General features: G+C 68.6%; 17 protein-coding genes and 5 pseudogenes. 12 read left to right on the forward strand and 10 right to left on the reverse strand.

What is annotated here, in order from left to right; all coding sequences use genetic code 11:
- The first annotated feature begins 356 nt into the window (after positions 1-356).
- The 10 genes and pseudogenes from ACIBNA_RS24800 (at position 357) to ACIBNA_RS24845 (ending at position 12,842) form a co-directional block, all read left to right on the forward strand.
- The gene (locus ACIBNA_RS24800; RefSeq protein WP_399167320.1) at positions 357-491 is read left to right on the forward strand and encodes a hypothetical protein; all 135 of its coding nucleotides are present in this window, start codon (positions 357-359) and stop codon (positions 489-491) included.
- A 117-nt stretch (positions 492-608) separates the two neighbouring features.
- Complete coding sequence (locus ACIBNA_RS24805) at positions 609-1,892, forward strand: ABC transporter substrate-binding protein (protein WP_399167321.1); 1,284 nt, start codon at positions 609-611, stop codon at positions 1,890-1,892.
- Position 1,893: 1 nt separating this feature from the next.
- Complete coding sequence (locus ACIBNA_RS24810; protein WP_399167322.1) at positions 1,894-2,919, forward strand: carbohydrate ABC transporter permease; 1,026 nt, start codon at positions 1,894-1,896, stop codon at positions 2,917-2,919.
- A 37-nt stretch (positions 2,920-2,956) separates the two neighbouring features.
- The gene (locus tag ACIBNA_RS24815; protein ID WP_399167432.1) at positions 2,957-3,745 is read left to right on the forward strand and encodes a carbohydrate ABC transporter permease; all 789 of its coding nucleotides are present in this window, start codon (positions 2,957-2,959) and stop codon (positions 3,743-3,745) included.
- A gap of 104 nt (positions 3,746-3,849) precedes the next feature.
- Entirely contained in the window at positions 3,850-5,703 is a 1,854-nt protein-coding gene (locus ACIBNA_RS24820) for a hypothetical protein (RefSeq protein ID WP_399167323.1), read from the forward strand.
- Positions 5,704-5,707: 4 nt separating this feature from the next.
- Positions 5,708-7,057, forward strand: a complete 1,350-nt coding sequence (locus ACIBNA_RS24825; protein ID WP_399167324.1) for a right-handed parallel beta-helix repeat-containing protein — start codon at positions 5,708-5,710, stop codon at positions 7,055-7,057.
- A gap of 373 nt (positions 7,058-7,430) precedes the next feature.
- Positions 7,431-8,222, forward strand: a pseudogene (locus tag ACIBNA_RS24830) (family 43 glycosylhydrolase); the annotation flags it as partial.
- Positions 8,223-8,861: 639 nt separating this feature from the next.
- A pseudogene (locus ACIBNA_RS24835) lies at positions 8,862-9,284 on the forward strand (carbohydrate-binding protein); the annotation flags it as partial.
- Positions 9,285-9,471: 187 nt separating this feature from the next.
- On the forward strand, positions 9,472-11,403 hold the full coding sequence (locus ACIBNA_RS24840; RefSeq protein WP_399167325.1) for a glycosyl hydrolase 53 family protein: 1,932 nt from the start codon (positions 9,472-9,474) through the stop codon (positions 11,401-11,403).
- Between the two features lie 125 nt (positions 11,404-11,528).
- Positions 11,529-12,842 (forward strand): RICIN domain-containing protein, encoded by a 1,314-nt coding sequence (locus ACIBNA_RS24845; protein ID WP_399167326.1) that lies wholly within the window; start codon positions 11,529-11,531, stop codon positions 12,840-12,842.
- Positions 12,843-13,012: 170 nt separating this feature from the next.
- On the opposite strand, the gene ACIBNA_RS24850 is transcribed toward ACIBNA_RS24845, so the two are convergent.
- Positions 13,013-14,374: a lipase family protein gene (locus ACIBNA_RS24850; RefSeq protein ID WP_399167327.1), complete on the reverse strand. Its 1,362-nt coding sequence runs from the start codon at positions 14,372-14,374 to the stop codon at positions 13,013-13,015.
- 296 nt (positions 14,375-14,670) lie between these two features.
- Here ACIBNA_RS24850 and ACIBNA_RS24855 point away from each other — a divergent pair, with 296 nt between their 5' ends.
- The gene (locus ACIBNA_RS24855) at positions 14,671-15,918 is read left to right on the forward strand and encodes a histidine kinase (RefSeq protein ID WP_399167328.1); all 1,248 of its coding nucleotides are present in this window, start codon (positions 14,671-14,673) and stop codon (positions 15,916-15,918) included.
- Positions 15,919-16,011: 93 nt separating this feature from the next.
- On the opposite strand, the gene ACIBNA_RS24860 is transcribed toward ACIBNA_RS24855, so the two are convergent.
- From ACIBNA_RS24860 to ACIBNA_RS24870, 3 genes and pseudogenes are all read right to left on the reverse strand, one after another.
- Positions 16,012-16,155, reverse strand: coding sequence for a hypothetical protein (locus tag ACIBNA_RS24860; protein ID WP_399167329.1), 144 nt, complete (start codon positions 16,153-16,155; stop codon positions 16,012-16,014).
- Positions 16,156-16,187: 32 nt separating this feature from the next.
- Positions 16,188-17,094 (reverse strand): annotated as a pseudogene (locus ACIBNA_RS24865) (NAD(P)-dependent oxidoreductase).
- A gap of 81 nt (positions 17,095-17,175) precedes the next feature.
- Positions 17,176-17,611 (reverse strand): annotated as a pseudogene (locus ACIBNA_RS24870) (cyclase family protein); the annotation flags it as partial.
- Between ACIBNA_RS24870 and ACIBNA_RS24875 the strand changes: the two are divergent.
- A pseudogene (locus ACIBNA_RS24875) lies at positions 17,611-17,890 on the forward strand (YbhB/YbcL family Raf kinase inhibitor-like protein); the annotation flags it as partial. The pseudogenes ACIBNA_RS24870 and ACIBNA_RS24875 overlap by 1 nt on opposite strands.
- Before the next feature lie 36 nt (positions 17,891-17,926).
- Here the strand turns inward: ACIBNA_RS24875 and ACIBNA_RS24880 are convergent.
- The 6 genes from ACIBNA_RS24880 to ACIBNA_RS24905 form a co-directional block, all read right to left on the reverse strand.
- Positions 17,927-19,417, reverse strand: a complete 1,491-nt coding sequence (locus ACIBNA_RS24880) for a family 43 glycosylhydrolase (RefSeq protein WP_399167330.1) — start codon at positions 19,415-19,417, stop codon at positions 17,927-17,929.
- Between the two features lie 70 nt (positions 19,418-19,487).
- Complete coding sequence (locus tag ACIBNA_RS24885) at positions 19,488-20,231, reverse strand: cupin domain-containing protein (protein WP_399167331.1); 744 nt, start codon at positions 20,229-20,231, stop codon at positions 19,488-19,490.
- Positions 20,228-21,151 carry a PmoA family protein gene (locus ACIBNA_RS24890; protein WP_399167332.1) on the reverse strand — a complete coding sequence of 308 codons (924 nt, stop codon included), beginning with the start codon at positions 21,149-21,151 and terminating at the stop codon, positions 20,228-20,230. The genes ACIBNA_RS24885 and ACIBNA_RS24890 overlap by 4 nt, the downstream gene beginning before the upstream one ends.
- Positions 21,144-22,271: a Gfo/Idh/MocA family protein gene (locus ACIBNA_RS24895; protein ID WP_399167333.1), complete on the reverse strand. Its 1,128-nt coding sequence runs from the start codon at positions 22,269-22,271 to the stop codon at positions 21,144-21,146. The genes ACIBNA_RS24890 and ACIBNA_RS24895 overlap by 8 nt, the downstream gene beginning before the upstream one ends.
- A gap of 324 nt (positions 22,272-22,595) precedes the next feature.
- Positions 22,596-24,293 carry a substrate-binding domain-containing protein gene (locus ACIBNA_RS24900; protein ID WP_399167334.1) on the reverse strand — a complete coding sequence of 566 codons (1,698 nt, stop codon included), beginning with the start codon at positions 24,291-24,293 and terminating at the stop codon, positions 22,596-22,598.
- 184 nt (positions 24,294-24,477) lie between these two features.
- Positions 24,478-26,475: a DUF4978 domain-containing protein gene (locus ACIBNA_RS24905; protein ID WP_399167335.1), complete on the reverse strand. Its 1,998-nt coding sequence runs from the start codon at positions 26,473-26,475 to the stop codon at positions 24,478-24,480.
- Between the last annotated feature and the right edge of the window lie 98 nt (positions 26,476-26,573).

A 26,573-nucleotide genomic window follows, 5' to 3' on the forward strand; every position in this document is an offset into this window, starting at 1 on the left:
TGTGCGTCGCGGTGTACGACGGTCTGGCCCACCCGGCTCAGGAGCATGTCCGTTCGGTGGCGGCCCGGTCCGCGGACGGTCCGCACCTGGACATCAGTGCCCATACGATCGCCGGCATGAGCGCTGGTATCGGTCACAGCCACGGCTGACGCCCGGCGGTCCGACCCTGAGTTCAAAGGGATTTGGGTCGCAGTGATTGACAGATGAGGGTCCGATCGCGACTCTTCTGTCATTCGAAGCGGTGTGGGAGCGTTCACAGTCAGTGAGGCGCGCACAGAGCAGATCGCATGCATCGCTCCTCTACGCCTCGGGCCTTTGTACCTCCGCATCAGTGGCGACAGGAGGCATCTCCATGCGTGAGTTACGGATGGCCAACGCAGCCCGGGCACGCGCAGGACGCCCGCTATGGCCGGGGCATACCGGAGGTCGGCCGCCCCGGCCTGACGGACACGGAGCTGCGCGGCCACTTCGTCCGTCGGCGGCAACGCTGAGCATCCTCAAGAACGCCGACCCCTGTTCAACCAGAGCAGCCGTTCGCGATGTCTGTTCGGTCACCACTGGAGCGATCAGAGGGTGGGCCGCTCGCTCGGAAGGTGGTGCACGCGCCCATGGCAGTGTCACGAAGGCGGCTTCTTGCGCTGGGGGCCGGAGCGGCCGCCGGAGGGTTCGGGCTGGCCGGCTGCGGGTCGCAGCGCTCGCTCGGCGGCTCTGATGAGATCACGTTCTGGACCTGGGACCGGTCGGTCAGCGACGAGCTGGTCGCCCGGGCCGAGACCAAGGGCATTCCCGGGGCCGAGGGCTTCCGGGTCAGCCGCACGAAAATCGGCGGCAACTACAACACCAAGGTGCGCACCACGCTCGCCGGCAAGTCCATGGTGCCGGACATCATTGGCATCAACTCCGACGTGGCCACCTTCTTCCCCAACCAGGACGTGTTCGTCGACCTGAACGACTTCGGCGCGGCCGAGCTGAAGAGCCGGTACCTGGACTGGAAGTGGAACCAGTGCATCACGCCCGAGGGCCGGATGATCGCGTTCCCCATGGACACCGGCCCCACCGCGCTGTTCTACCGCACCGACGTGCTCAAGGAGGCCGGGATCACTACCGACCCGGAGGAGCTGGCCGCCCGGGCCCCGGACTGGGACGGCTTCATTGCCCTGGGCAAGGAGCTGCAGAAGTCGCAGGAGCGGGCGGTGATCTGCCCCCACCTCAGGCAGATCTGGGACGTCCGGATCGGCCAGCTGGGCAGCAGGTACCTGACCGAGGACGGCCGGTACATCGGGGACCGCGACGAGATCCGCGAGATCTTCGAACTGGGCTACCGGGTGTCCAAGGAGGGCCTGTCGGCCGGTGCCCTGGACGGCTCCAACGACGTGGAGGGCGTGGTCACCAGCGGCCGCCAGGCGGTCGCCATCGGCGCAGCGTGGTGGGGCCTCGCCTTTCCGGAGGCGGCCGCGCCGGACACCGAGGGCAAGTGGCGGGTCACCGACCCGCCCGGCGGCGCCGGCAATCAGGGCGGCTCCTTCCTGGCGATCACGAAGTACTCCAAGGATCCAGAGGCGGCCTACGCGTTCATCACCTGGTTGCAGTCCCCGGAGAACCAGGTCAAGGCGTTCACGGAGATGTCGCTCTTCCCGTCCTCTCCGCGCTCCTTCGCCATGCCGGCGATGCGCGAGCCGCGGCCCTTCTACGGCGGGCAGCGCACCATCGAGGTGTTCGGCGAGTCGGCCCGGCAGGTCAAGACCGTCTACCGGAGCCCGTACGACCGGGTGATCGACCCCGTCATGTTCGACGAGATGGCCAACATAGACGCCGGCAAGAGCGTCGAGGCGGCCTGGAAGGACGCCCAGGACGCCATCGAGCGCGAGCTGACCCGCGAAGGGGTGCTCTGACATGAGCTTCACCGAGACCCTGCGCGGGAGCGCCGGCAAGCTGCGCGGGAACGCCGTCAAGCCGCCGCCGGACGGATCCAGGCCGCAGCCCGGCTGGCGCCGCTACTGGCCGATGTACGCCGCGGTGTCCCCGTTCTTCCTCCTCTTCGCCGTCTTCGGCGTCTTCCCGGTCGCCTTCTCCATCTACCTGTCGTTCATGTCCTGGGACGGCATCGGAGACATGAAGTCGATCGGCTGGGAGAACTACGAGTACCTGGTCACCGACCCCGACTTCTGGCAGTCGATCGCCAACACCCTGATCATCTGGGTCCTGGCCACCGTCCCGATGGTCTTCCTGGCGCTGGTCATCGCCTACGCGCTGCACACCACCGTGCGGTTCAAGGCGTTCTACCGGATGGCCTACTTCGTCCCGAACGTCACCTCGATCGTGGCGATGACCATCGTGCTCGGCTCGGTCTTCAGCGACAGCTCCGGGCTGCTCAACAGCATGCTGCGGGCGATCAACGCCGGCGAGGTCGGCTGGCTGTCCGACCCGTGGGCGATGAAGGTCTCCGTCGCCGCGATCACCATCTGGCGGTGGCTCGGCTACAACACCATCATCTGCCTGGCCGGCCTGCAGGCCATCTCCAGCGACGTGTACGAGGCGGCCAGGGTCGACGGCGCCAGCAACCGCCAGACGTTCTTCCGGATCACCATCCCGATGCTCCGCCCGGTGATCCTCTTCGTCGTCATCACCTCCACCATCGGCGGGCTGCAGTTGTTCACCGAACCGCAGGTGATGTTCCCGGACGACAGCGGGAACATCGGCGGGCCCGGCGGCGAGGCCACCACCATCGTGCTCTACCTCTACCAGCAGGCGTTCATCTTCAACCGGTTCGGCTACGGCGCGGCCATCGGCTGGGCGCTGTTCATCCTGATCGCGGCGTTCTCCATCATCAACTGGCGGCTGGTCGCCGGCCGCAGCGAGGACGCGACCGGCACCGGCAAGGGGAAGAAGAAGGGGAAGGGGAGGTCCCGTGCGCGCTGAAACGGCCGCCCGAGTCCGGACGATCCTGGGCCACGTCATGCTGATGTTCGGCGTGCTGATCACGATCTTCCCGTTCTACTGGATGTTCGTGATGGCCTCGAACACCACCGGGGACATCTTCGCCTACCCGCCCAAGCTGATCCCCGGCTCCCACCTGTGGGAGAACATGAACAAGGTGTTCGACGGGATCGACTTCTGGGGGTCGATGGGCGTCACCGTCGTGGCCGCCACAGCCGCGACGTTCCTGGTGCTGCTCTTCGACTCACTGGCCGCCTTCGCCTTCGCCAAGTACGACTTCCCCGGGCGCAGGGTGCTGTTCTGGATCGTGCTGGCCACCTTCATGATCCCGATGCAGCTGGCGCTGGTGCCGCAGTTCGTCACCCTGGCCTGGCTCGGCTGGGTCGGTTCGCTCAAGGCGCTGATCATCCCCGGTGCGGCCAACGCGTTCGGGATCTTCTGGATGCGCCAGTACGCGCAGGGGGCGATCGCCGACGAGCTGATCCAGGCGTCGAGGGTCGACGGGGCCGGGTTCTTCCGCCAGTGGTGGACGGTGGGGCTGCCGGTGCTTCGCCCGGGGCTGGCGTTCCTGGGGATCTTCACCTTCTTCCACGTCTGGAACGACTACCTGTGGCCACTGATCGTGATGACCGACCCGGGCAAGGTGACGCTACAGGTGGCCGTGCAGCAGCTGAACGGCGTCTACACCACCGACCAGTCGATGGTCATCGCCGGAGCGCTCATGTCGGTGATCCCGCTGATCGGGGTCTTCCTGATCGGCTCGCGCCACTTCATCGCCAACCTGGCCGCCGGCGCCATGAAGTTCTGAAGAGGCACGCGCATGGTCGGCCCCTTTCGAAAAGCAGTCTCCGCACCTGCATCGAGTTCTTCAGGCAGGCACGAGCCCTGCCCCTGCCCTGCCCGGGAGGATCCATGAAACGTTCCATCAAGGTCTCGTTAGCCGGAACAACAGCCCTACTCCTGTCCGTCGCGGCTACGACGCTCGCGGTCGACGCGGGTGCCGCGACGCCGACGGACGGCGTCGCGGCGGCGGCCGCCAGACCGATGGAGAACCTCGGCCGGGGTGTCGTGGCCGTGCGGTCGAGCAACACCAGTGTTCTCGTCTCCTGGCGGCTGCTGGGACTCGATCCGGACGGCATCGGGTTCAACGTCTACCGGTCCACTGCCGGAGGCCAGGAGGTCAAGCTCAACTCCGCGGTCCTGACCCAAGGCACCAACTTCACCGACTCCACGGCCGACTTGACCCGGTCGAACAGCTACCGGGTACGGCCCGTGATCAACGGCGTGGAGCAGCCACCGAGCGGCGCCTTCACCCTGACGGCCAACCACGCCGTCGAGCCGGCCCTTCGCATACCACTGCGCGCCGGTGGCCCGGTGAAGTTCGTCTGGGTCGGCGACCTCGACGGCGACGGTGAGTACGACTTCGTCCTGGATCGCCAGACATCGCCGCAGACGCTCGAGGCATACCGGCGCGACGGTCAGCTCCTCTGGTCGGTCAACATGGGCCCGAACAGCACCAACCAGAACAACATCGAAGGCGGATCGTCCACCATCGACGTCGGACACAACGACGGCGTGACCGTCTACGACTTCGACAGCGACGGCCGCGCAGAGGTCGCCGTGCGGATCGCCAACGGCGTCCGCTTCGGCAACGGCACCACCTTCACCCACAGCGACAACAACCGCCAGTTCATCGCGATCCTCGACGGCATGACCGGGGCGCCCCGCGCGACCGCTCCCGTGCCGACGGACTACCTGGCGGACGGCCCGATGTACGCCCGGTTCGGTGTGGGCTACCTCGACGGTTCCCGGCCCAGTCTGGTCGCCTTCATGAAGAACCGCAGGGGCAACGGGGCATTCAACCTCATGATGGGCGCCTGGCAGTTCACCGGCCAGTCCCTGACCCAGCAGTGGAAGTGGCTGCGCGGCAACCAGAACACACCCGACGGGCACAACACCCGCGCCATCGACGTCGACGGCGACGGGACCGACGAGGTCGCCGAGATCGGGTTCGTGCTCAACGGCGACGGCACCCTGCGGTACTCCCTGGGCCCGGCGGGCGTCATCCACGGCGACCGCTTCCACATCGCCAAGATGGACCCCAACCGCCCGGGCCTGCAGGGCTATGGAGTCCAGCAGGACAACCCCAGCGGTCTGCGCGAGTACTACTACGACGCCGCCAACGGCTCCATCATCTGGCGGCACACCGCCTCGGGCACCGCCGACGTGGGACGCGGCATGGCCGGCGACATCGACCCGCGGTTCCCCGGCATGGAGGTCTGGTCCTTCTCAGGCCTCTACAACGCACCCGCCAACCGCCTCACCGAACCGAACACCTCGCTGCGTCCCTGGCCGCAGTTGGGCCTGTGGTGGGACGGCGACCTCACGATGGAGCTGCTCAACGACGGCAAGTTCGAGAAGTGGGACCCGAACAACCCCAAGCCCAGCAACAGCCTGACACGGCTGCTCACCACCTCGAACTACGGAGCGGTCGACGCGAGCCAGGACGTCCAGCCCACCTTCTACGGCGACATCCTCGGCGACTGGCGTGAGGAAGCCGTGTACACCAACGCGAGCCACAACCAGCTGATCATCTTCACCACCGATCGCCCGACGAGCACACGGCTGTACACGCTCGCGCACAACCCCGCCTACCGCAACGCCATGACGTTCAAGGGATACATGCAGTCCCACCACGTCGACTACTTCCTCGGTGCCGGCATGACCCGGCCACTCCGGCCGAACATCACCTACTCCGGGAGCTGACGCTGTGAGAACCGCGAAGTTCGTCACCCCTGCCCTCCTGCTCTCGGTGGTCACGGCGAGTTCCATCGCGATCGTCCCCGGCTCGGCGTCCGCGAGCGGTGCGGCGGCCGGAAACACCTACTACGTCGCCCCGAACGGGAATGACGGCGCAGCGGGTACGCAGGCCGCTCCGTGGGCATCGATCGCCCGTGCGCAGTCCGTCGCCAAGGCGGGTGACACGGTCTACCTCCGGGGCGGCACCTACACCTACACCCGAGCGAACAGCGCCTGCTCCAGCCAGTCCGCCAGAGTCGACGCGATCACACTGAACAAGAGCGGAAGCTCGGGCAACCCGATCCGGTACTGGGCCCACCCGGGCGAGAAACCGGTCTTCGACTTCTCGCGGATGACGGACAACTGCCGTATCAAGGGCTTCAACGTCACCGGCAGCTGGATCCACCTCAAAGGACTGGAAGTCAAGGGCGTTCCGCAGAACAACAACCGGAACGCCGAGTCCTGGGGCATCTGGATCTCCGGCAGCAACGGCGTCTTCGAGCAGATCAACAGCCACCATCACATGGGCACCGGCCTGTTCATCAACGGCGGGGGCGGCAACCTCGTCCTCAACTCGGACTCGCACGACAACTACGACCTGCGCAGCAATGACGGGCCCGGCGAGAACGCCGACGGGTTCGGTGCGCATTACACGCCGGCCGGCCGCGCCGCGAACGTGTTCCGGGGTTGCCGCGCGTGGTGGAACGCCGATGACGGGTTCGACCTCATCTCCACCTACTCGCCCGTGCTCATCGAGAACTCGTGGGCCTGGCGCAACGGGTACGTGCCGGGGACGACGACCCCCTCCGGCAACGGAGCCGGCTTCAAGTCGGGCGGCTACGGGGGCGACTACGAAGCCAACGCGCCGAAGCACACCGTCCGCTTCTCGGTGGCGTTCCTCAACAAGGCGGCCGGTTTCTACGCCAACCACCACCCGGTCGCCAACGACTTCTTCAACAACACCGGCTACGGAAACCACCCCAACTTCAACATGCGTGGCGTCACCTCGAGCGGCGCCGCCGTCGGCCGGGGCAACCTGCGCAACAACATCGCCTACACCGGAACGCCGACGTCGTACATGACCGGCACGAACGCCGCGTACAACTCCTGGAACCTCGGCGTCCCCCTGTCGGACTCCCAGTTCCGGAGTGTGTCGACGTCCGGCTGGGACGCGCCCCGTCAGACCGACGGGAGCCTGCCCGTGCTGCCCCACCTCCGTCCCGCGGCGAACAGTGCCCTGATCGACAAGGGCACCGACGTGGGACTGCCCTTCAGCGGAAGTGCGCCGGACCTCGGCGCCTTTGAGAACGATGGAAGGTGACATCTTGAGGCAAAGACCGCGTGTCGTTTCGAAGTACTGGAAGTTGGCCGCCGCGGCGTTGTTGTCCCTGGCGTTAGCGGCACCGCTCTCGCAGAGCACCGCGGTGGCGGAGACACCTGCAACGCGGACACAGGCAACACAGACGCAGGCAACGCGGACACCGGCGACGGTGCCCCAGGGCCAGGGTGCTGCTGCAGAACCGGTGAAGGAGCGCGGCCTCGAGTACCTGGTGTCCGACTACCAGACCCGCACTCCGTCGAAGTACACGGCTGACTCCTGGAAACCCTTCGCCAAGGCGTTGACCACCGCGGCCGATGTCGCCGACGACACGTCGGCCACCACGTCGGAGGTCGCCGACGCGAAGACGGCACTGATGACCGCCGCCGCCGATCTGAAGGCCGCCGACGAGGGCACGTTCCAGACCATCACGAACAACACCTTCTGGAACGACACCAGCGGCAACCCCATCTATTCGCAGGGCGGTGGGGTCTTCAAGTTCGGCGACACCTACTACTGGTACGGCGTGCACTACACCGGCGCCGAGCTCTACCGGGCCAATCCGACGAGGAAGTACGACGGCAACGTCAGCTTCGTCTCGATCCCCGTGTACTCGTCCAAGGACCTGGTGAACTGGAAGTTCGAGAACCGGGTCGCGACGCGCTCCACCGGCGTGGGCAGCGGCGCCAACCTGGGTGGTGCGGGCTGGGTCGGGCGGCTCGGCGTCTCGTACAACGAGAACACCGGCAAGTACGTGCTCGCCGTGCAGATGTGGCACACGGGCAGGGGCGGGCACGGCGTTCTGCTGCTGCAGGGCGACTCACCCACCGACACCTTCGACTACGGCTACTTCCAGACCCAGATCACCAACTCGCCCACGACCGGCACCGGGGATCAGACCGTCTTCACCGACGACAACGGCAAGGACTACCTGATCTTCTCCAACCGCGAAGGACGGTCGCGCGGCTTCGTGGCCAAGTTCCGGGAGTCCGACTCGCTGCGGATCGAGCCAGGCGTGGAGATCCGCCGCGGCGCCGGTCGCGAGGGCAACGCCATGTTCAAGCTCGACGGCAAGTACTACCACGCGGCGTCGGACCTGCACGGCTGGAACACCTCGGTCAACTACGTCAATGAGTCGACCAGCAGCAACGTTCAGGGCTCGTACAGCAGCGAGTACGTCCTTGCCGGCACCGAGATGGACTACAGCCACGTGACCCAGACCGGGTTCTTCGTGACGGTCAAGGGCACCAAGCAGAACACGGTGATCTACGCCGGCGACCGCTGGGCCGACTTCGCCTGGAACGGCATCGGGTACAACCAGTGGGTGCCGATCACCAAGTCCGGCGCGAGGCCGCAGTTCCACTCGGTGAGCCAGTGGCAGTTCAACGCCACGACCGGCGAGTGGCGTGTCGGGCCGGCGAACAACTACATCCTCAACCCGGACATCCAGGCCGACCGCATCATCGTCTCCAGTGTGCGCGGATGGCGGAACCTCGGCGGTTCGGTGACCAACGTCAACGGTGGTGTGAACGGGTCTCGCTTCGCCCTCCAGGTGAGCAACAGCGGCGGCGTCGAGCAGCGGATCGCGTCGGTGCCCGCAGGCACCTACACCCTGTCCCTGCACGCTCGGGGCAGCGCCGGACAGGTCGTGATCACCGGCGCCAACGGCAGCCAACGCACCCTCGGCATCCCGTCGTCGAGCGGCTGGGCCAAGCGCGAGCTCACCGGCATCGCGCTGCCCAGCGGGGCCGCCACCGTCACCGTGCGGGCGTCGGGTTCGGGCGGCGTCACCGTCGACCAACTCTCACTGGTCAAGACCTCTGCCGACACGCCATCACCGGTGGGGCAACGCTACGAGGCAGAGACCGCGCCGGCCCAGTGCCAGGGCACGATCGACTCGAATCACGCGGGCTATTCCGGTAGCGGGTTCTGCGACGGCACTGCCGCCGCGGGGGCCTTCGCGCAGTTCACGGTGACCCCGGCGACCGCCGGTACGGCGACGGTGGCGGTCCGCTTCGCCAATGGTTCCACCAGCGGTGCGAGGCCGGCGAACCTGGTCGTCAACGGATCCACGGTGGGGACGGTTTCGTTCGAGTCCACCGGTGCGTGGACGACGTGGTCGACCAAGACCGTGACCGTCCCGCTGAACGCCGGCAGCAACACCATCCGGTTGGATCCGACCACGGCAGCCGGACTGCCCAACGTCGACTACCTCGATGTCGGTGCCGCGACCGGCTGACATCCCGCGCTCTGCCGGTCTCTTCGACCGGCAGAGCGTGCGGGGTCGCGTCCTTGAGACCACGGCACCGGCGTGACCACGGGTGGGCTGCGCTCCGAGCAATGCCACATGAGAACGACAGCCGACCGCGTGCGGAACAGCACGTGGCGCAGGTACGTCACATCGTCAGGAGAAGGACATGAGCAGCAAGCGGCTGCCCCGCGTCATCGCGGGCACGACGACGTTGGTCACCATGGTGTCCGCGACGTTACTCATGGTGCCCACGCCGGCCCATGCGACCTTCGGAACCGCGGACATCAAGCCGATCGAAAGCAATATCGCTGCCAAGGACTGGGCCTCGGCGACAGCCGGCGACGGCTCGTCGAACGCCGGACTGGCCATCGACGGAGACCCGACGACGTCCTGGCAGCCCGGTCGTGCCGGCGCGCGGCAGTGGCTCACCGTCGACCTCGGTGGCTCCTACGACAACCTGCGTAAGGTCAAGGTGATGTTCCCGGACCGCGGCGTGGCCCACCGGTACGTCGTCGAGGCCTCATCCGACGGTCGCCGGTGGAAGACCATCGCCGACAGGTCCCGTAACCGAGCCGTGTCGCGGGGGGAGGTGCACCTGTTCACCCGGCCGGGAACGCGCTTCGTCCGGCTGGTGTTCACAGGTGGGCAGGACCGTGCCCGGGCTGGTGTCAGCGAGCTCCAGGTCTTCAACTACCTGCGCGACGACCTCACCCTGGGCGCCGATCTGTCCTGGATGGACGACGTCCAGGACCAGCAGTACTGGGTCGACCCCCTGGCCCAGGACCGCGGCGCCGGGCCCCACCTGCTCGACGTGGCCAAGGATCGCGGCATGCAGCACACCCGGCTGCGGATATTCAACGAGCCGCGCAGCGAGAGCACCGGTCAACCGACGCCGATACCGCGCCAGGGTCCGGATCGCTCACTGGTCTCAGCCAAGCGGATCAAGCAGCGGGGCATGGGCCTGGGGATCGACTTCCACTACGCGGACTCATGGGCGGACCCGAGCAAGCAACCAAAGCCACGCGCCTGGGCCGAGCTGGAGTTCGCGGACCTGTCCCAGGCCGTGTACGACTACACCGCCGACTACCTGAAGCGGTTGAAGCAGCAGGGCACCACGCCGGAGAAGGTGGCCGTCGGCAACGAGATCATCAATGGCTTCATGTACGGCAGCGAGGCGGCCCACATCGGCACGACGAGTCCGCCGTACTTCGTCGACCAGGCGGATGTCTACCAGTCCAAGCCCGGCGGTGGCCTGCTGTGGAAGTACTGGCGGTCAACCGACCCGGTGGAGCAGAAACTCTACGACCAGGCGTGGGACCGGTTCACCACGCTGGCCGCAGCCGGGATGAAGGCCGTCCGCGACGCGTCACCGAAATCCAAGGTCGAGATACATGTGATCGTCGACAAGGACAAGCTCGCCAAGACCATGGAGTTCTGGCACCAGTTCCTCACCCGGGTGAAGGCGAAGGGCCAGAACCCCGATGTGCTGGCCATCTCGTACTACCCGGAGTGGCACGGTACGCCCGAGGCGCTGGATCGCAACCTGAACGCTATGGCCACCACCCATCCCGGCTACGAGATCGACATCGCCGAAACCGCCTACCCCGCCTCGGGCGGTGAGGGCTCGCCGGTCCCCAACTCACCTTACCCGCGAACGATTCAGGGGCAGGCGGACGCTGTCCGGAGAGTCTTCCAGGCCGCCAACGACGTGGTCGACAACCGGGGTTCAGGTGTGCTGGTCTGGGAGCCGGCCGGCTACCAGCCGATGTTCCGGGCCGTGCCCGGACTGGCGAACACGTGGGAGCCGCACGCGTCCATCAACGTCTTCAACGCCAGCCGCGCCAAGCACATCCTCCAGGACACCTTCTACACCGCCACCGTGGTGGGTGCCGCCCCGAGGCTGCCCTCCTCCATCCGCATGCTCACGACCGCCGACAACAGGATCACCAGTGTCCCCGTCCGCTGGCAGCCGTTGCCGCCCGGCGCGACCGACAGGCCGGGTGAGGTGACAGTCACCGGGACGACCCGCACAGGACCGGTCACGGCGGTCATCGACGTCGTTCCCAAACGCGGCGAACACGACTCGACCACCTCATAGCTTCCATCGCCTCCCGGTCGCGCCGGCGCTGCGGGTGGTGTTCCGCTCTCCACCTGGCACGCGGTCCGAGGCAACGACTGGGAACGCCGAACGCTCCACCCATCCCCCACCCAAGGAGCCATCGCATGACCATGCGACGACGGACATTCCTCAGCATGAGCGCGGCCGGAGCGACGGGCGTGGGCCTGTCCCTGCTCGGCGCAGGACAGGCACCGGCCGCCGCCGGGCCGCTGGCCACGGCGCCTACCACGCCGTTCGCGGTAGGCGTGCGCCGGTACAACTGGACCCGCGGCAGCCGCCCGTGCACCACCTACGTCTACTACCCGGCCACCGGCACCGCCGGCGGCAACCCGGTGACGGACGCCCCGGTCGCAGGCGGGGTCTTCCCCGTGTACAACATGACCCACGGCTACGGAAGCAGCCCGCAGAACTCGCTGTTCATCATCCGGGCCCTGGCCTCGGCGGGCTTCATCGTCCCCGCCCCGCACTTCAACCACAACTTCAACGACGTCAACAACGGCAACACCTCCAAGGACGTCTCGCAGATCATCACCAACACCCTCGCGCTCAACGCGAGCGGACCGCTGGCCGGGCACATCAACACCGGCATCGGCGTCGGCGTCTCGGGCCACTCCCTGGGCGGCATGGTCACCCACGGTCTGCTGACCTCCTGGCCCGACAGCCGGATCATCTCCGCCAACCCCCAGTCCTGCGTGGACATGGGCAACCCGTCCAGCTCGGTCTCGGCCAAGGTCCTGTTCGTGCACGGCGACCGGGACTCGACCACGTCGTACTCCTCGGCCCGGCAGGCGTACTCGGAGATGACCTGGCCGAAGGCGTTCCTCACCTTCGTCGGCGGCAGCCACACCAGCTTCTGGAGCGACCAGCGCTTCCCGAGGACCGTCGTCGACTGGGCCCGCTGGACGATGTACGGCGACACCGCCGCACGGGACCGCCTCCCGGCTGACGCGGCCGGATCCAACACCAGGTGGGAAGCCCGGCTGGGTGACACACCCGGCGGCCCGGCCGCCTACACCCTGGTGGCCCAGCACAGCGGCAAGGCCGCCGACATCCACGAGGCCTCCACCGCCGCCGGCGCCCGGCTCGTCCAGTGGGCCACCAACAGTCGCTCCAACCAGCAGTTCGAATTTGTGGACGCCGGCGACGGCCACGTCCGCGTCAAGGCCCGGCACAGTGGCCTGTTCCTCCAGCCCACGGGCACCGCGACCGGCGCGGACGTCGTCCAACAGGCCGGCAGCGGCGCCACCGGCCAGCAGTGGCGCGTGGTCGATCACGGCGGTGACGTGATCAGCCTCGTCAACCGGGAGTCCGGCCTGGCCATGGATGTCTGGGAGTACTCGACCGCCGACGGCGCCCGCATCTCCCAGTGGACCTACACCGGCAACCCCAACCAGCGCTTCACCCGCCGCCGCGTCTGACCCGGGACCTGTCGGGGCACCGCTCGGGCAAGAGGGCGGGCGGTACCCCGACATGGCGCCGACAACCCTTCGCGACCACATTGGACGGGCCTTTCGAAGAGAGGATGCCTTGACATCCGCTGCGGCTCGGCCGGCGGCCGCCGCGGTGGGCGGGCCGCCGGATGACTCGGTCAGCGCTGGAAGGGCATCGTCCAGCAGTTGGACGCGGTCGGTTTCCCCTCCAGGCGGTCGGTGAGCCAGGAGATCGCCGCTCCCTGGTCGGTGATGAGGGGGGCGAGGTGGTTGGTGAGAATCCTGTCGCCGAGGTTGGGCAGGTCGACGGCCTCGTACGTAACGTTGCCGCCCTTGCGGCACCAGTCCACGGCCAGTTGGCGGGCCTGGCCGTGCGGAACGACGTCGTCGTGGATGCCGGTGGCCACACGGACCGGACCGGCCGGCTTGAGCGTCCCGATGCGCTGATCGTCGAGGACGGCCTGGGCGCGGGGTTCGGCGGCGATGATGTCGGCGATGGATTTGCCGCTGGTCGTCCACGCGGTGCTCCGGGCGAAGCCGTAGCGGAGGATCGCGTCGCCGACGCACATGGTCGACGTGTCGGCGAGGGCCTTGCGTCCGGCGTCGTTGAGGTTCGCCTCGATGAGGGTGCGCACCTCGGGGTAGGCCTGGGCGAAGCCGTTGATCGACCAGCCCAGGGCACTGACCAGAGCGCTCCCGTCGATCCCCTTCATGGTCGCGGTCAGGTTGGCGGGCGGCGCACCCGAGTAGGTGCCGGCCAGTTGGACGTCGGGCGCGTAGGTGGGCTGAAGTTCGGCCGCCGACGCGCTGGCGCCGCCGCCTTCGCTGTAGCCGTACAGGCCGACGCGGGAGCCGGAGGTGAGGGACGTGCCGGGGAGGGCGCGCGCCGCACGGACGGCATCCAGCACCGCGTGTGCCTCGTCCAGGCGGTTGACGTAGGTGTGCAGACGATCGGTGGCGCCCAGGCCGACGTAGTCGGTGACGACGACGGCCGCTCCGGTGGCGAGGAGACGGTAGATCGCCAGGTTGTCGTAGGCGATGGACAGGGTCTCTCCGCTGACGGTGAGCGGGTGTTGCAGGGCGAACGAGGGCGCGCACTGGTCGCCCTGGCCCATGGTCCCGGAGGCCACCGCCACCAGGGGCCGGGGCCCGTCGCCCTCCCACTGCGCCGACGGCTCGATGTAGGCGCCGGTCACCGCGACGGCCTGGCCGCTCGAGTCGGTGGACTTGTACATCAGGCGGGTGGCTTTGCCCGGCAGGGGGCGCCCGTCGAGGCCGGGCAGCGAGAGCCCGAGGGGGAGGGGCTCTTGCCGGATCAACGTGCCGTTGGAGGCGGGTAGTTGGGCGGGCGGGGTGTAGAAGGCCGGGATGGCGACTCCCCGGGACACGACAGGTTCGGCGTCGGTCCCGGTGGCGGCGTCGACCGGGGTCGCGCTGACACAGACGCAGGCCACAGTGGCGATCGCGGCGGCGGTCAGGCGGTTGAACGTGGAACGCGGACGGGTTCTGTAGCGGCTCACAGTGCACTCCTCGCGCTGCTTCGTTGCAGGGTGCGCGAAAAACTAGCACCGGTAGTTAAAGTCTGTAGCGTCCACGTAAGTTCGCCCCGGTAACGATTTGCGGGAGTGAGCGCGGCTGATGCGGTCAGGACCGGCCTGAGCAGCCGCACCGTCCACCGCTGCGAGACATCGCCCACCTACCTCGCATAACTCCGCGAACGCCTCGGTCGTTCGGACACTGTTACGACGCCCCACGCTCGGGCGGCGGTGGCCGTTCGGCTGATCCGGCCGGGTCACGGGATGTTTACTCTGGCGCCGTGAACTCTTGGCACGTGATCGCCGGGCCGACCGCCCCAGGCGTTCGTCGGCGCAGAAGGCTGTACGCGGTCTGTGTGGTCGTGATGATTTTGGCGGCCGGCACGGATCTGCTGGAAGCGGGCCTCATGGCGGCACTGGGACCGCATGACGAGTACAGCGTGACGCCGTGGCTGCAGCCCGCCACCGTGCTACCGCTGTGCCTGGCCGCGGTGCTCTGGCCCACGGCCAGACGGCCTGCGTGGGTCAGCCCCGCCCTGCGCATCGCCGTACCCGCCGGGGCCTCGGTGGCGTTGACGGTGGTCGCTGTCCTGACCGACTGGCCGATGGCGTTCGGCCTGGGGGAAGTGGCGTCCCTGCTGTACCTGTTGCTGGTCGCCGTCCGTTCCTGCCCCGGGTGGTGGGCGACGGCGTTCGTGGGGCTGTTCGGCGTGGCCGTCGTCATCCTGCCCGCCAGGCTTTCCACGGACTCCACCGGAGCCGGAGGAATCGGGCTGGGGCTCCTGTTTCCGGTCACGGTGACCGCCGGACTGGGCGGCTACCTGCGCTTCCTCGATCACCGCCGCCGCGCGATGGTCAACAGGACCCGCCGGAGTGAACGCCTCGCGATGGCCGCCGACCTGCACGACTTCGTCGCCCACCACGTCACGGGGATCCTGGTCCAGACGCAGATGGCCCAGATGATGGCCAGCGACCCGGACCAGCTGCGTCCCGTGCTGCGGAACATCGAAACATCCGCCACCGAGGCCCTGGCCTCCATGCGGCGCACCGTCGGCCTGCTGCGCGAGGCCCCGGCCTACACCGCCGCAGCCGACGGCACGAACCGTCCGCTCGGCGATCTGGCGGCGCTCCCGAGCCTGGTCGAGGGCTTCCAAAGCGGGTCCGTCGGCCCCAAGGTCGTCGTGCACCGTGATCCCGCCGTACCCGACGATCTCCCTCCCGAGGTACAGGCAGCCGCCTACCGCATCGTCCAGGAGACCCTGACCAACGTCCGCCGCCACGCCGCCGACGCCGACGAGGTCACCGTGGACCTGGTCCACGACGGCCGCGCGCTGACGGTGGCCGTGCGCGACGACGGCCGCGGCGGCACCCGGATCCCGCAGGCCGCGCGGGGCGGCGGCTTCGGTCTCGTCGGCCTCACCGAACGCGTCACCGCCCTCGGCGGCGAACTGCGCACCGGCCCCCGTGCCACCGGCCAGGGCTGGGAGGTCACGGCGGTGCTGCCGACGGCCTCATCAGCCAGGACGTGACGCGCGGGCGGCCTGAGTGACGTGACACAGGCCCGGGGCCTGGCCGGTGCGGACGCCGTCGCGTGCGCGCGCCGTTGCCCCAGCTGGAACGGTTTAGCGGCTCGTGCGAGTGAGGGGGTGGTCGATGGTCTGGGCGGAGCGCAGGAGGCCCGCGCCGAACTCCCCGTCGTGACCGCCGAACTCGCCGCGCTCTACGGTGCACAGGCCTGACAGCACGGACAGAGGCACTGGAAGCACGCCTTCCTCCTGTGCCTGTGGGGCCGCTCTGTTCACGGCGATCGGCGCCGGCCGGCCTGTCCACGTCCGCGACGGGGCCGGCGGCAGTCCCGGGAACAGGTCAGTAGGCGACGGTGATGCGGCGGCGGATGGCCTCCTTCTTCTCCAACTGGTCGACCAGAGCGACGGCATAGTCTTCGGCACTGATGAAGCTGCGGCCGTTCGCGTCGAAGAGGAGTTCGTCGCCGCCGAGCTGGAACTTGGCGGTGCGGTCGCCGGGGGCGATCTCGTCGGCCGGGGAGATGTACGTCCAGTCCAGGTCGGTCACCTCGGCACGCAGCAGCCGCAGGACCTCGCGCTGGGCGAGCGACTCCGCCTTGTAGATCGCCGGAAAGTCGGGGGTGTCGACCCGGTCCGCGCCCGACGGGGTCTTGAGGCTGCCGGCGCCGCCGACGACGACGAATCGCGACGCCGACCATGATCGACAGCGTGCCCTTCTCCGCCCCCGCCACCCCGCCGCTGACGGCCGCGTCGAGGACCGTACCCCGCGCGGGGCAAGGTCCGCTGCCAGGGCCCGGACCCCGATGGGGGAGACGGTCCCCATCACGATCAGGATGTCCATCACCCGCACGGCCGGGGAAAGCGGACCGTCTGGGCCCTCCAGCACGGCGGTGACCTGCGGAAGATCGGGCAGCATCGTGACGACGCCCCGGGTGGTGGCCGCCACTCGGCCGGACTGGCGGCCGTGCGGGCACCGGCGTCGCGGGTCGCCCGGAGCGGGGCGGGGTTGCGGTTCCAGGCGATGACGTCGAAGCCGGCTCCCGCCGGGTTCCCGGCCATGGGCAGGCCCATGGCACCCAGCCCCAGGAAGCCCACGGCGGCCCGTGTCCCGTCCGCCTCCGGCCGGGCGGTCACGACGGCCCTCCGAACGCGGTACGGGCGTAACGTCTGGGGCGACATCGGCCTGTCCGAACTCGTCCGGGCAGGGGTCGACAGGCACTACCTCCCGCGCGTAACGGGTGAGCTGTCGGCCGAGGACGTCGCTGCGGCGCAGGCGGCGGAGAGTGCCTCCAGGTCGAGGTTGTCCAGCAGCGGTACCCCCATGGCGGTGATGGCCAGGGCGTGCACGGGGGAGGACACGCCCTCGACCGGAGAGGGCCGCACGTCGCTGTCGCCGACACCGCCCAGCAGGGCGATTTCCAGGCACCGAGCTCCCGGCGGCGACGAAAGTGACCCGAGCGCAGCAGGACGGCGTCACCCTCGCCGATGGTCACACCGAGGACCTTCTCGGCCGCCAGGACGTCCTCGGCGTGCACGGCCGTGCCGGGCTCCAGCCAGTCGCGGCCGAGCACGGCGGGCATGTCGATCCGGACACCCCGGGTCGCCAGGGGGCCGAGGGCGTCGACCGCGCCGAACCGGGCCCCTTGGCATCGACGGACTCGCGCGCGTGACGCCCGTCGTACAACTGCCCGCGGTATCCCTGCCACCGTCACCGAACTGCCGAGGGCGCCGGCGACGACACCGGCTCAGGCCTGCCCAAGGGGCCCTCCCAACCGCCCGACGACGCCCGTCTCGCCCGCTTCGTCGGCGCCGTCCGGACAGCGTCCACACCGCTACTTCGTCGTGGTACACGCTGACGACGGGGACCACATCGGCCTCCCGGCCGACTACACCCCCGCCTGCTTCGGCTTCACCATGGCGGGGGTGCATCCTCGCCCGCGCGGTCCTGACCGGCACCGCCGAGACGCCCGCCTGACTGCCGTAGCGACGACAAGCGGCGAGGAAGTTCGTGTCACGCCCGCTGTTCGGCGAACCGGACCCGGCGGACGAGGATCTCCCGCGACTCGGTCCACACACCGACCAGGCGCCCGGTGAACCCGCCCGCCACTTCGGTGGACAGATAGCGTCCGTCCAGGCGGGCGAGGACATCGGTACCGGTTCCGGCACCGATGCCCAGCTCGATGTCGTCCGGTCCGTTCCAGGTCGGCTCCGTGGATCGGATGCGGAGGAGGACAGGGGAGCCGGGCAGCGGGCGGGATCCGAGAACTGCTCGGACCTGCCCGATCCGTGCGACGGCCGTGACTTCGCCGTCGGCGACGCGCAGCCCGTACCAATGGGCACCATCGAGCCGTAGCGCGACGGTGAACGCACCCTCTCCCGGCTCGACGAGGAAGTCGGCCTCCCAGTGGTCTCCGCCGACGCGGGTGAACAGGCCCGAGGGCTCACCGGTCTCGCTCGGTGCGTGCCCCACGACCACCCCTTCCGGCACGCTGTGGACGAACCGGTCGGGACGCTCTCCCGGCGAGACCCACCTCAGATGCAGTCCGGGCGCGGAGAAGTCGTCCTCGAAGTCCCGCTGCCCGGTGGGGACGCGCAGGCTCGCCGGCTCGAACCGCGGCCAGTCCGCCACCCAGGAGACGTCGGCGAGGAACGTCTCACGCCCGTTGACGTGGAAGCGCGGACTACGGCCTCGCGGCCGTGTGCCGAGATACACCGCAGCCCAGGTCCCGTCGGGACGCTCGACCAGATCGGCATGACCGACGTTCTGGACGGGATGAGCCGTGCTGCGGTGGCTGAAGACCGGATTGTTCGGGGCGGCCTCGAACGGCCCTCGGGGGCTGCGTGAGCGCGCGACCGACACCACATGGCCCCGGTCGGTGCCGCCTTCGGCGATGACCAGGTACCACCAGTCGCCGCGCCGGTACAGGTGCGGCCCCTCGGAATGGGCCAGACCGGTGCCGTGCCAGATCCACCGAGGCTGCTCGAGGACGACGCCCTGCTCCGGATCGACCGCGGCCTGCCTGATGCCGATCTCGGTCTCCGACCACGAGCAGTAGGTGACCAGGCACGTTCCCTCCTCGTCCCAGGCCAGGTCCGGGTCGATGCCGTCGAGTCCGGTCAGGCACACCGGCGCGGACCACGGCCCGGCCGGGTCGGTCGCGTGGTAGATCTGATGACCACCCCGAGCGTCGTCGATGTTCGTGGTGATCAGCCAGAACCGTCCCTCGTGGTGGCGCAGCGTCGGGGCGTAGACGCCGCGGCTCGACGGCGACCGGCCCGCGGGGAACTGATCGTCCCTCGTCAGGGCGTTGCCGATCTGACGCCAGGACACCAGGTCCCGGGAATGCCAGATCGGGACGCCGGGGCTGTACTCGAACGACGAATTGGCCAGGAAGTAGTCGTCGCCGACCCGGCACACCGATGGGTCGGGGTACATCCCGGACAAGATCGGGGCGGTCGCCGCGTCGGCGCTCCCACCGCCCTCCGGCAGCGTCGAAGTCATGCGGAACACTTTCCTTCGTTCGAACCCAGGCAGAGCGGAACCCGTTCGGACACGTTCGGGGAGTGAGGCGTCACTGAGGCTCTGCCGATGGCCCGGCCCGGCGGACCGGGTCGTAGGCGCGCAGGAAACCGCACATGCCCAGGGTCTGCCGGGGCGGTTGGGCGATACGCGAGACGGTCGCCTTGTACAGGTGGTTGAGGTCGCCGTTGCGTAGCGAACCGATCTGCCGCAGCGCCGCCTGTGCGGCGGCCAGCGCACCCTCGTCGACCGTCTTCTCCCAGGCGTCCAGGCGTGGCTGGACGAGTCGCACGGCTGCCGCGCAGAAGTCCTCGTACGCCGAGCGGTTGCCGCGCCGCCACTGCCGCGTCAGCTCCCTGAACCCCTCGACGGCCAGGTCCCTGCGTTCCCGGGCGCGCTCGGGGGCGGGGTTGCCGTCGGAGTCGAGGAGCGAGGCCGCGTCCGGGTAGGTCTCGGGGGAGAGGTGCACGGGCGGGAAGGTCATGACCGCATCACCCGCCTCGGGAAGGCCGCTGTTCTGCATGACGACGACCACCCGCAGGTCTTCGTCGTTGATGGCGCGGTGGATCGTGCCCGGGGTGAACCAGACCGTGTCTCCGGGACGCAGCTCGGTCGTCGTGTGGCCCTTGTAGTTGAGGGTCTCCAGTCGACCGCGGCCACTGACCACGACGTAGCACTCCGCGCAGACGAGGTGCATGTGGGGGGAGCCGCCGTGTTCGTCGTCAGCCGTGGGCCAGGGGTACACGTCGAGCTGGCTCAGCCCCACGGCTCCGGGGAAGTCGGGGAGGGCGGTCATGGCGCGAACCTCTGGGCGATCGGCTCGAGTTCACGGCGGCCCACCGTGCGGTCGATGAACACGAAGCGGTGGCTCAGGCGAAGGGTCTCACCGGGTTCGAGCTTGATCTCGGTGTCGAAGGCGGGCGACGGGTTGAGGCAGGCGAAGGCACTGCTGCGGGCGAACCACTTCAGCGGGACGGCGGCGCTGGTGGTGCCGGCGTAGGCGAGGACCGTGGCACCGCCGTCGATCTCGTCGTGCTCGCCGGTGATGGCCGCCCAGGCGCCCTGGGTGCCCATGACGGCGTCGCCCTCATGGCCCCCGTCGGCGATGACGTCCGCGCCGGTCCAGGCCCGGGGCCCGCGCCAGAACAGTCCTGTGTAGCCGGCGTTGGGGCGGCCGTGTGTGGTGGGGCTGCCCAGTGCCAGGGGCTCGTGGTGAACGTTGGTCAGGGCGGTGGTGAAGTCCAGCGCCCAGACACCGTCGTCGGTGTCGGCGCTGTGGAAGCGAAGGGTGCGGGCCTCGTCGATCCACACCTCGTCGCTGGAGGCGAACCAGTCCAGGGCCTGGACGACCGACACCTCGTTGCCGCTGTCGTCCTGCCGGTCGAAGGCGCGGTGCACCTGCTGGCCGTGGTTCTCCCGCCAGACGTAGCCATGGCCGGGCGCGCCCTGTTCGAAGGTGGGCCCGCCCCAGAAGTTGTCGCCGGACAGGTGCGACCAGGTCATCTGCAGGCCCTTGTGCCAGCGGTGGTCCCAGGGCCGGTAGACACCCACGGGCGCACCGGAGAGGGTCTTCAACGGGTAGAGATACGGCTTGGGGGATTCCTCGAGAGGACTGTCCGGCCGGTAGACGTACGTGGCGAGGTCCGTCCCCGCGGCCGACACCACGAACTCGGTCCCGGCGTCGTCGTGCTGGATCCTGAAGTGGGCGTCAGACACCGGTCTTCTCCTTGGCGTCGTTGTCCTGGGCGGCGGCGAGGCGACCGCTCATGGAGTGGTAGAAGGGGTTGGCCGTGGTGATCATGTCCGGGGTGACGGCGCGCCCGGTCGTCGCCGACTCGTACAGGGCGGCGATGAAGGCGAGGACGCGGCGACCGTCGTCACCACTGGTCTCCGGGCGTTCTCCGGCGCGCAGCGACCCCAGCAGTACGCGCAGTTGCGCGGCATGCGAACTGGCCTCGTCGTCGAGCGGTGCTCCCAGCTCTGCGGCCGTGGCGTCGGCCCGGTGGGGTGCGGGGGTCCACGTCCAGTGGGAGTTGTCGTAGCCGTAGAGGTGGGACAGCTCGACCGTGGCCTCCGGGAAGTCGAAGCGCAGGTAACTGGTCTCGCGGGGGGAGAGCAGGCTGTTGACCATGGACACCATGGCGCCGCCGGCGAAGCGGACCATCGCCATGGAGACATCCTCGGTCTCCACATCGCGAGCCAATGTGCCTACGGCGGCGCGGACCTCGGTCCATTCCCCCATCAAGGACAGCATGAGGTCCATCTGGTGGATGCCGTGGCCCATGGTGGGACCGCCGCCCTCGGTCTCCCACTTGCCGCGCCACGGGACGTCGAAGTAGGCGTCGTCCCGGTACCACAGGGTGTGGCAGACACCGACCAGGGGAGCGCCGAGGCTGCCGGTGCGGATGCGCTCCCGCAGAGCCCTGGCGGCTGACCCGAACCGATGCTGGAAGACGTAGGAGGCGTACGGGCCGCCCTCCCGTTCGTGGGCGCTGACGGCGTCGTACTCGGCGACCGAAAGGGTGGGGGGCTTCTCGCACCACACCCACGCACCGGCGTCCAGGCAGGTGGTGACGGCCTCGCGGTGGGCGACCGGGGGAGTGCAGACGATGACGAGGTCGGGGCGCTCCTCCCGGAGCATCTGCCGGAGGTCGTCATGGGCGGCGGGGATGTCCCACTGGGCGGCGAAGGCCTTGGCGCGTTCCTGGTCGACATCGACGACCGCGATGACGGTGGCTTCGCCGTTCTGGGCCTGGACGGCGGGCATGTGGCAGCCACCGGCAATGTTTCCGGCGCCGACAATCGCCACCCTCACAGGCTGTCTGTCCTCAGTCATGTGGCTCTCTCGTAGAAGCTCGGGTGCTGCGATGGGCGCGGCACCGGGTCCTGGCCTCGGCGTGCCATGTCTTCCTCTCCGACACGTCGATGTGCCACCAGGGGCGTTCACGGGGGCGCGGTCGAACAGAACGACATCGCGCGGATGAAGCCGGCGCTCGCCGACGTGACGTGGCAGCAGCAAGAACGTAGTGATCGGTCACCTTTGAGGTCAAGAGTTACGCAGTGATCGTTCACATTTTGCTGTGAGAGTCTGACTCCGCCAGGTCAGGGGCGGTGCGCCTTGAAGGTGAAGGCCACGCCGGATGCCCGACGGGGCCGAGCCCTACCGGGGGGCTGGGCCGCTCGAATCACGCGGAACGATGCGGAACAGGTCGTCGACGTCAGTCACGGGCGCGGGCTCGCCGCGCAGGAGGGCGAGCAGCGACAGCATCGCCTGGCGGCCGACCTCTGCCCTGTTGATGTGCACCGTCGAGATGGTCGGCGAGAAGTACTGGGTGAACTCCTCGTCGTCCCAGCCGAACACGCTGACGTCCTCCGGGACGCGCCATCCACGGTCCTGGAAGCCGCGGATCACACCCATGGCGACGTAGTCGTTGGCGGCCAGCACAGCCGTCACGCCGGAATCGGACGGCAGGTCCCGAGCGGTGTCGTATCCGGAGCGCATCGACCAGTCGCCGTCGACGACGCCGTAGGACTCCAGGCCCAGTCGCTCGATCGCCTGCACGTACACCGCACGCCGGTTGCGCGCCGAGGCCCACTCCTGCGAGCCGGCGACGTGGAGGAACCGGCGGTGCCCCTGGTCCGCGAGGTGACGCATGATCTGCTCGGCGGGCCGCCCGTCGGCCAGCCGTCCCCGGGAGTGCAGATTGTCGTCGTACTCGCCCAGCACCACGACAGGCCGTTGCCCGGAGCCGGCGCCGGCGGGCATGTCCGCCAGCGGCACCAGAGACAGCACGCCGTCCGCCTGCTGGGCCTCCAGCAGGGACATCACGCTCTGCGCTCGCCGCGACTCCCCGCCCTCCAGGCCGATGACGTCCGTCAGGTAGCCGGCCTCGTGCGCGGCGGCCGACGCACCCCTCAACAAGGGAATCGGAACGAAGCTGCTCAGTTCGGGCAGCACGATGGTGATCCGGTTGGACCGCTGGGTGCGCATGGACCGCGCTATGAGGTTGGGCCGGTACTTCAGCTCGGCCACGGCACGCTCGATCCTCGCCCGCGTCGCCGGCCTCATGCCGCCGTCGTTCTTGAGGTACCGGGAGACGGTCTGGTGCGACACCCCGGCCCTCCGGGCCACCTCCCAGATGGTGGCCCGCTTCTTCTCCGGTCCGTTTCCTTCCCCGGCCGCTCGCTCGGTCTTCCTCACTCGCAAGGGACGTCCCGCCCGCTCGCACAGGGATTCCAGCAACTGCGCACCGGACGCCTTGGCGGGCAGGCCGTAGGCACCGGCGAAAGACCCGACCCGCGCCGCCAAGTCGTCGACATCCACCAGGCCAAGGGAATCGGCTTCGGCGACGACCGCGCCGATACCGGCGGCGTCGGCACGGACGCGCAGCAGGTCGACGACGGTCCGCCGCACCGTGGTGACGGGCAGGCCGTCGACGACGGTGATGTCGTCGGCATCCGTCCGCGCGCAGTGCAGCACCACACTCTCGTCACGGGTGGTACGGCGTACCGGAACGGTCAGCTCCACGCGATCGGCAGGCCACTCGCCCAGCCGGTGCACCGCGCACGCGGAGGCGTGCGAGACGACGCCCGACTTGGGGCCCTCGGCACCGCGCTGCCGCACCGGAGTCCTCGGATCCAGCCGCAGCCACGCGACCTTGATCCTGAGGTGCTCCGGCGGGGGCGACGCGACCATGCGGTACACCCCGTGGCCGACGCTCTCCAGGAGCCCGGCGCGTTCCAGCCTCAGGAGCTGCACTCCCTGCACGCCGTCCAGCTTCGCCTGGGCGGTGGTCACCAGGCCCCACTGGTCGGCGGCCCTGTCCTCCAGCGCCTTCAGCACATCAGCCTGCCCCATTCAGCAATCATTACACAGGCGTACGCACGAATATTTCGCGAGGAGGGACACCCTCGGTGATCGAGGCCGCCATGCACCGTATACAGACGGGTGCCCGAGACGACGGTGTCCGGTTCGCCGGCCGTCACGGCCGGCGAACCGGACACCCCGCTGATCAGACGGCCCCGCGACGCGGGGGTACCGCCTACTTCGCTTCAAACACCCAGACCGTGCTCGTGTCCTGCGTTCCGGTGTTCCACTTCACCTCACCCGCCGAGGTCCTGTACAGGTACGCCCTTCCGGTCTGGTTGTTGTTCACGCGGAGCCCGCCTGCCGCAACCCCTTCCAGGGTCCACAGTGAGCTGGCCGAGATGGTGCCGGAATTCCAGATGACGCCGTTGTTGCTGGACACGGTTTCCAGGTAGTTGCGCCCCGTCCTGGCGTTCTTGATGGTCCAGGATCCGGACGAGTCCTGGGCGACGATCCAGTCCTGGTCGTCGTAGGTGGTCTTGGCCGCCAGCAGGACCGCACCGTTGAGGTCGGTGTCGAGGTACAGGCCCGAGGAGGAGTGCCTGAGCTTGTAGGTCGCGCCGCTGACCAGGTAGAGGACCCGCACGCATTCGCCGGCCGCCAGGTCGATGGCGATGTTCCCCGATACCGTGCTGTACGTCTTGGTGCTGTCCTTCACCCAGTTGTCGTTTCCGTCGTAGCGTCCGGCCTCGACGGACCGGACGACGCCGGTGGTGCCCGGCAGCGTGAACGTGGCCTGGGTCGTGGTGGTGAAAGCGAACTCGGCCGCACCGCGCCTGACGCCGAGTGCCTGCGCACCGCTCGATGTCGTAAACGTGATGTTGACGCCGCCCACGGGCTTGGTGGTGGTGGTGCTGGCGGTCGCGCTCCGGTTGAACGTCTGCAGGTCGGTTCCGCCGCGTTCCACCGGACGCTTGCTGGCGAGGTCCCGGTGGATCTTGTTCAGCACGTGGTTGAGCCGGGCGACCTTGTCCGAGACGGCCTTGCGGGTGACCACCTTGGTGGTGGGGTTGAAGTCGTACAGGCCGTGGTTGCTGCTGCCCGTGCTGGAGTCCGGGTCCAGGGCGGCGTACAGATTGAAGGCGGTGTTGCCGGCGATGGCGTTGAACTTCTCGACGTCCGCTGCCGGGGTTCCTCCGAAGTTCTCCATGATCATGGGGAAGTTCTTCCCCTGGGCCCAGACGGCGTCCCTCCCGTAGTTGTAGAGCGTGTCGAGGCCCGTGGTGTACGGGTCCTTCCCGAAGAAGTCGATGGTCGCCGTCCCCTGGGCCCTGAGGACCTCGTTCTCGGCGACCGGCACCGTGTCCCCGCTGCCGGCGATATTGGTCCGGGTGTACACCGAGTAGTCCGACTGCTTGATCACCTGTCCCAGCTGGGTCAGGTAGTTCAGCAGCACGTCCTTGCGGAACTTCGTCGCGTCGGTGTATCCGCCGCTGTTCCAGAGGTCGGTGCTGTAGGTGCTGTAGCTCCGGTCGATGGACTGGCCGCCTTGCTGCTTCGACACGTTCGGTTCGTTCAGCACCTGGATGCCGACGACGGTGTGAGCGGTGTCGGCGGACGCGAGGTGGGTCATGAGCCGGCCGAGTACGAACTTCTCCCTGGCGAGCAGGTTCGGATCGGTCTTGTCAAGGAGAGGGTTGCCGTTCAGGGTCAGCTTGGTGCCGTCGGACCTCACCACGGCCTGGTAGTCGTTCATCACGTAGGCCGGCATCCGGGCCGCCAGGGACGAACCGGTCGATTCGTGGCCGAACCACAGGAGTTCCAGCTTGAGGCCGAACTCCCCGCACCAAGCCAGGTACCGGTCGATGTCGGTGAAGTCGAAAACGTCCTTCGAGGTCTCCACCTTCGACCACCAGATCGGGATGTTCACCACGGTGAATCCGTCGTCGCGGATCATCTGGAGCACGGGCTTCAGCTGGGCGTCCGTCCAGCCGAACGTGTACTTGTGCTTCTCGTACCGGAACTGGACCCCACTGTGGTAGAAGGGCTTGTCGTCAACCATCAGTACGAGCTTGTCGTACGTGGACTTCGAGGTGTCGACGTAGGACACCACGCTGGCAGCATGGGCCTGCGGGAGGTTTCCGACGAGATTGAGGGCGGCACCTCCCAGGGTCACTGCCCCGGTTGTGGTGAGGAATCTGCGGCGGGACCACAGATCGCGGTTCGACTTCATGGGACTACCTCCGTGTTACGGCGATCAGCCGCCGAATGATGAAACTGCTGGTGTCGTCAGTCATGCGTTGGCGCGCGGACTCCCGGGGGGAGAGCCCT

Origin of the sequence: Streptomyces sp. NPDC050164 (assembly GCF_044459945.1) — a bacterium.
Lineage (GTDB): Bacteria > Actinomycetota > Actinomycetes > Streptomycetales > Streptomycetaceae > Streptomyces > Streptomyces coeruleorubidus_A.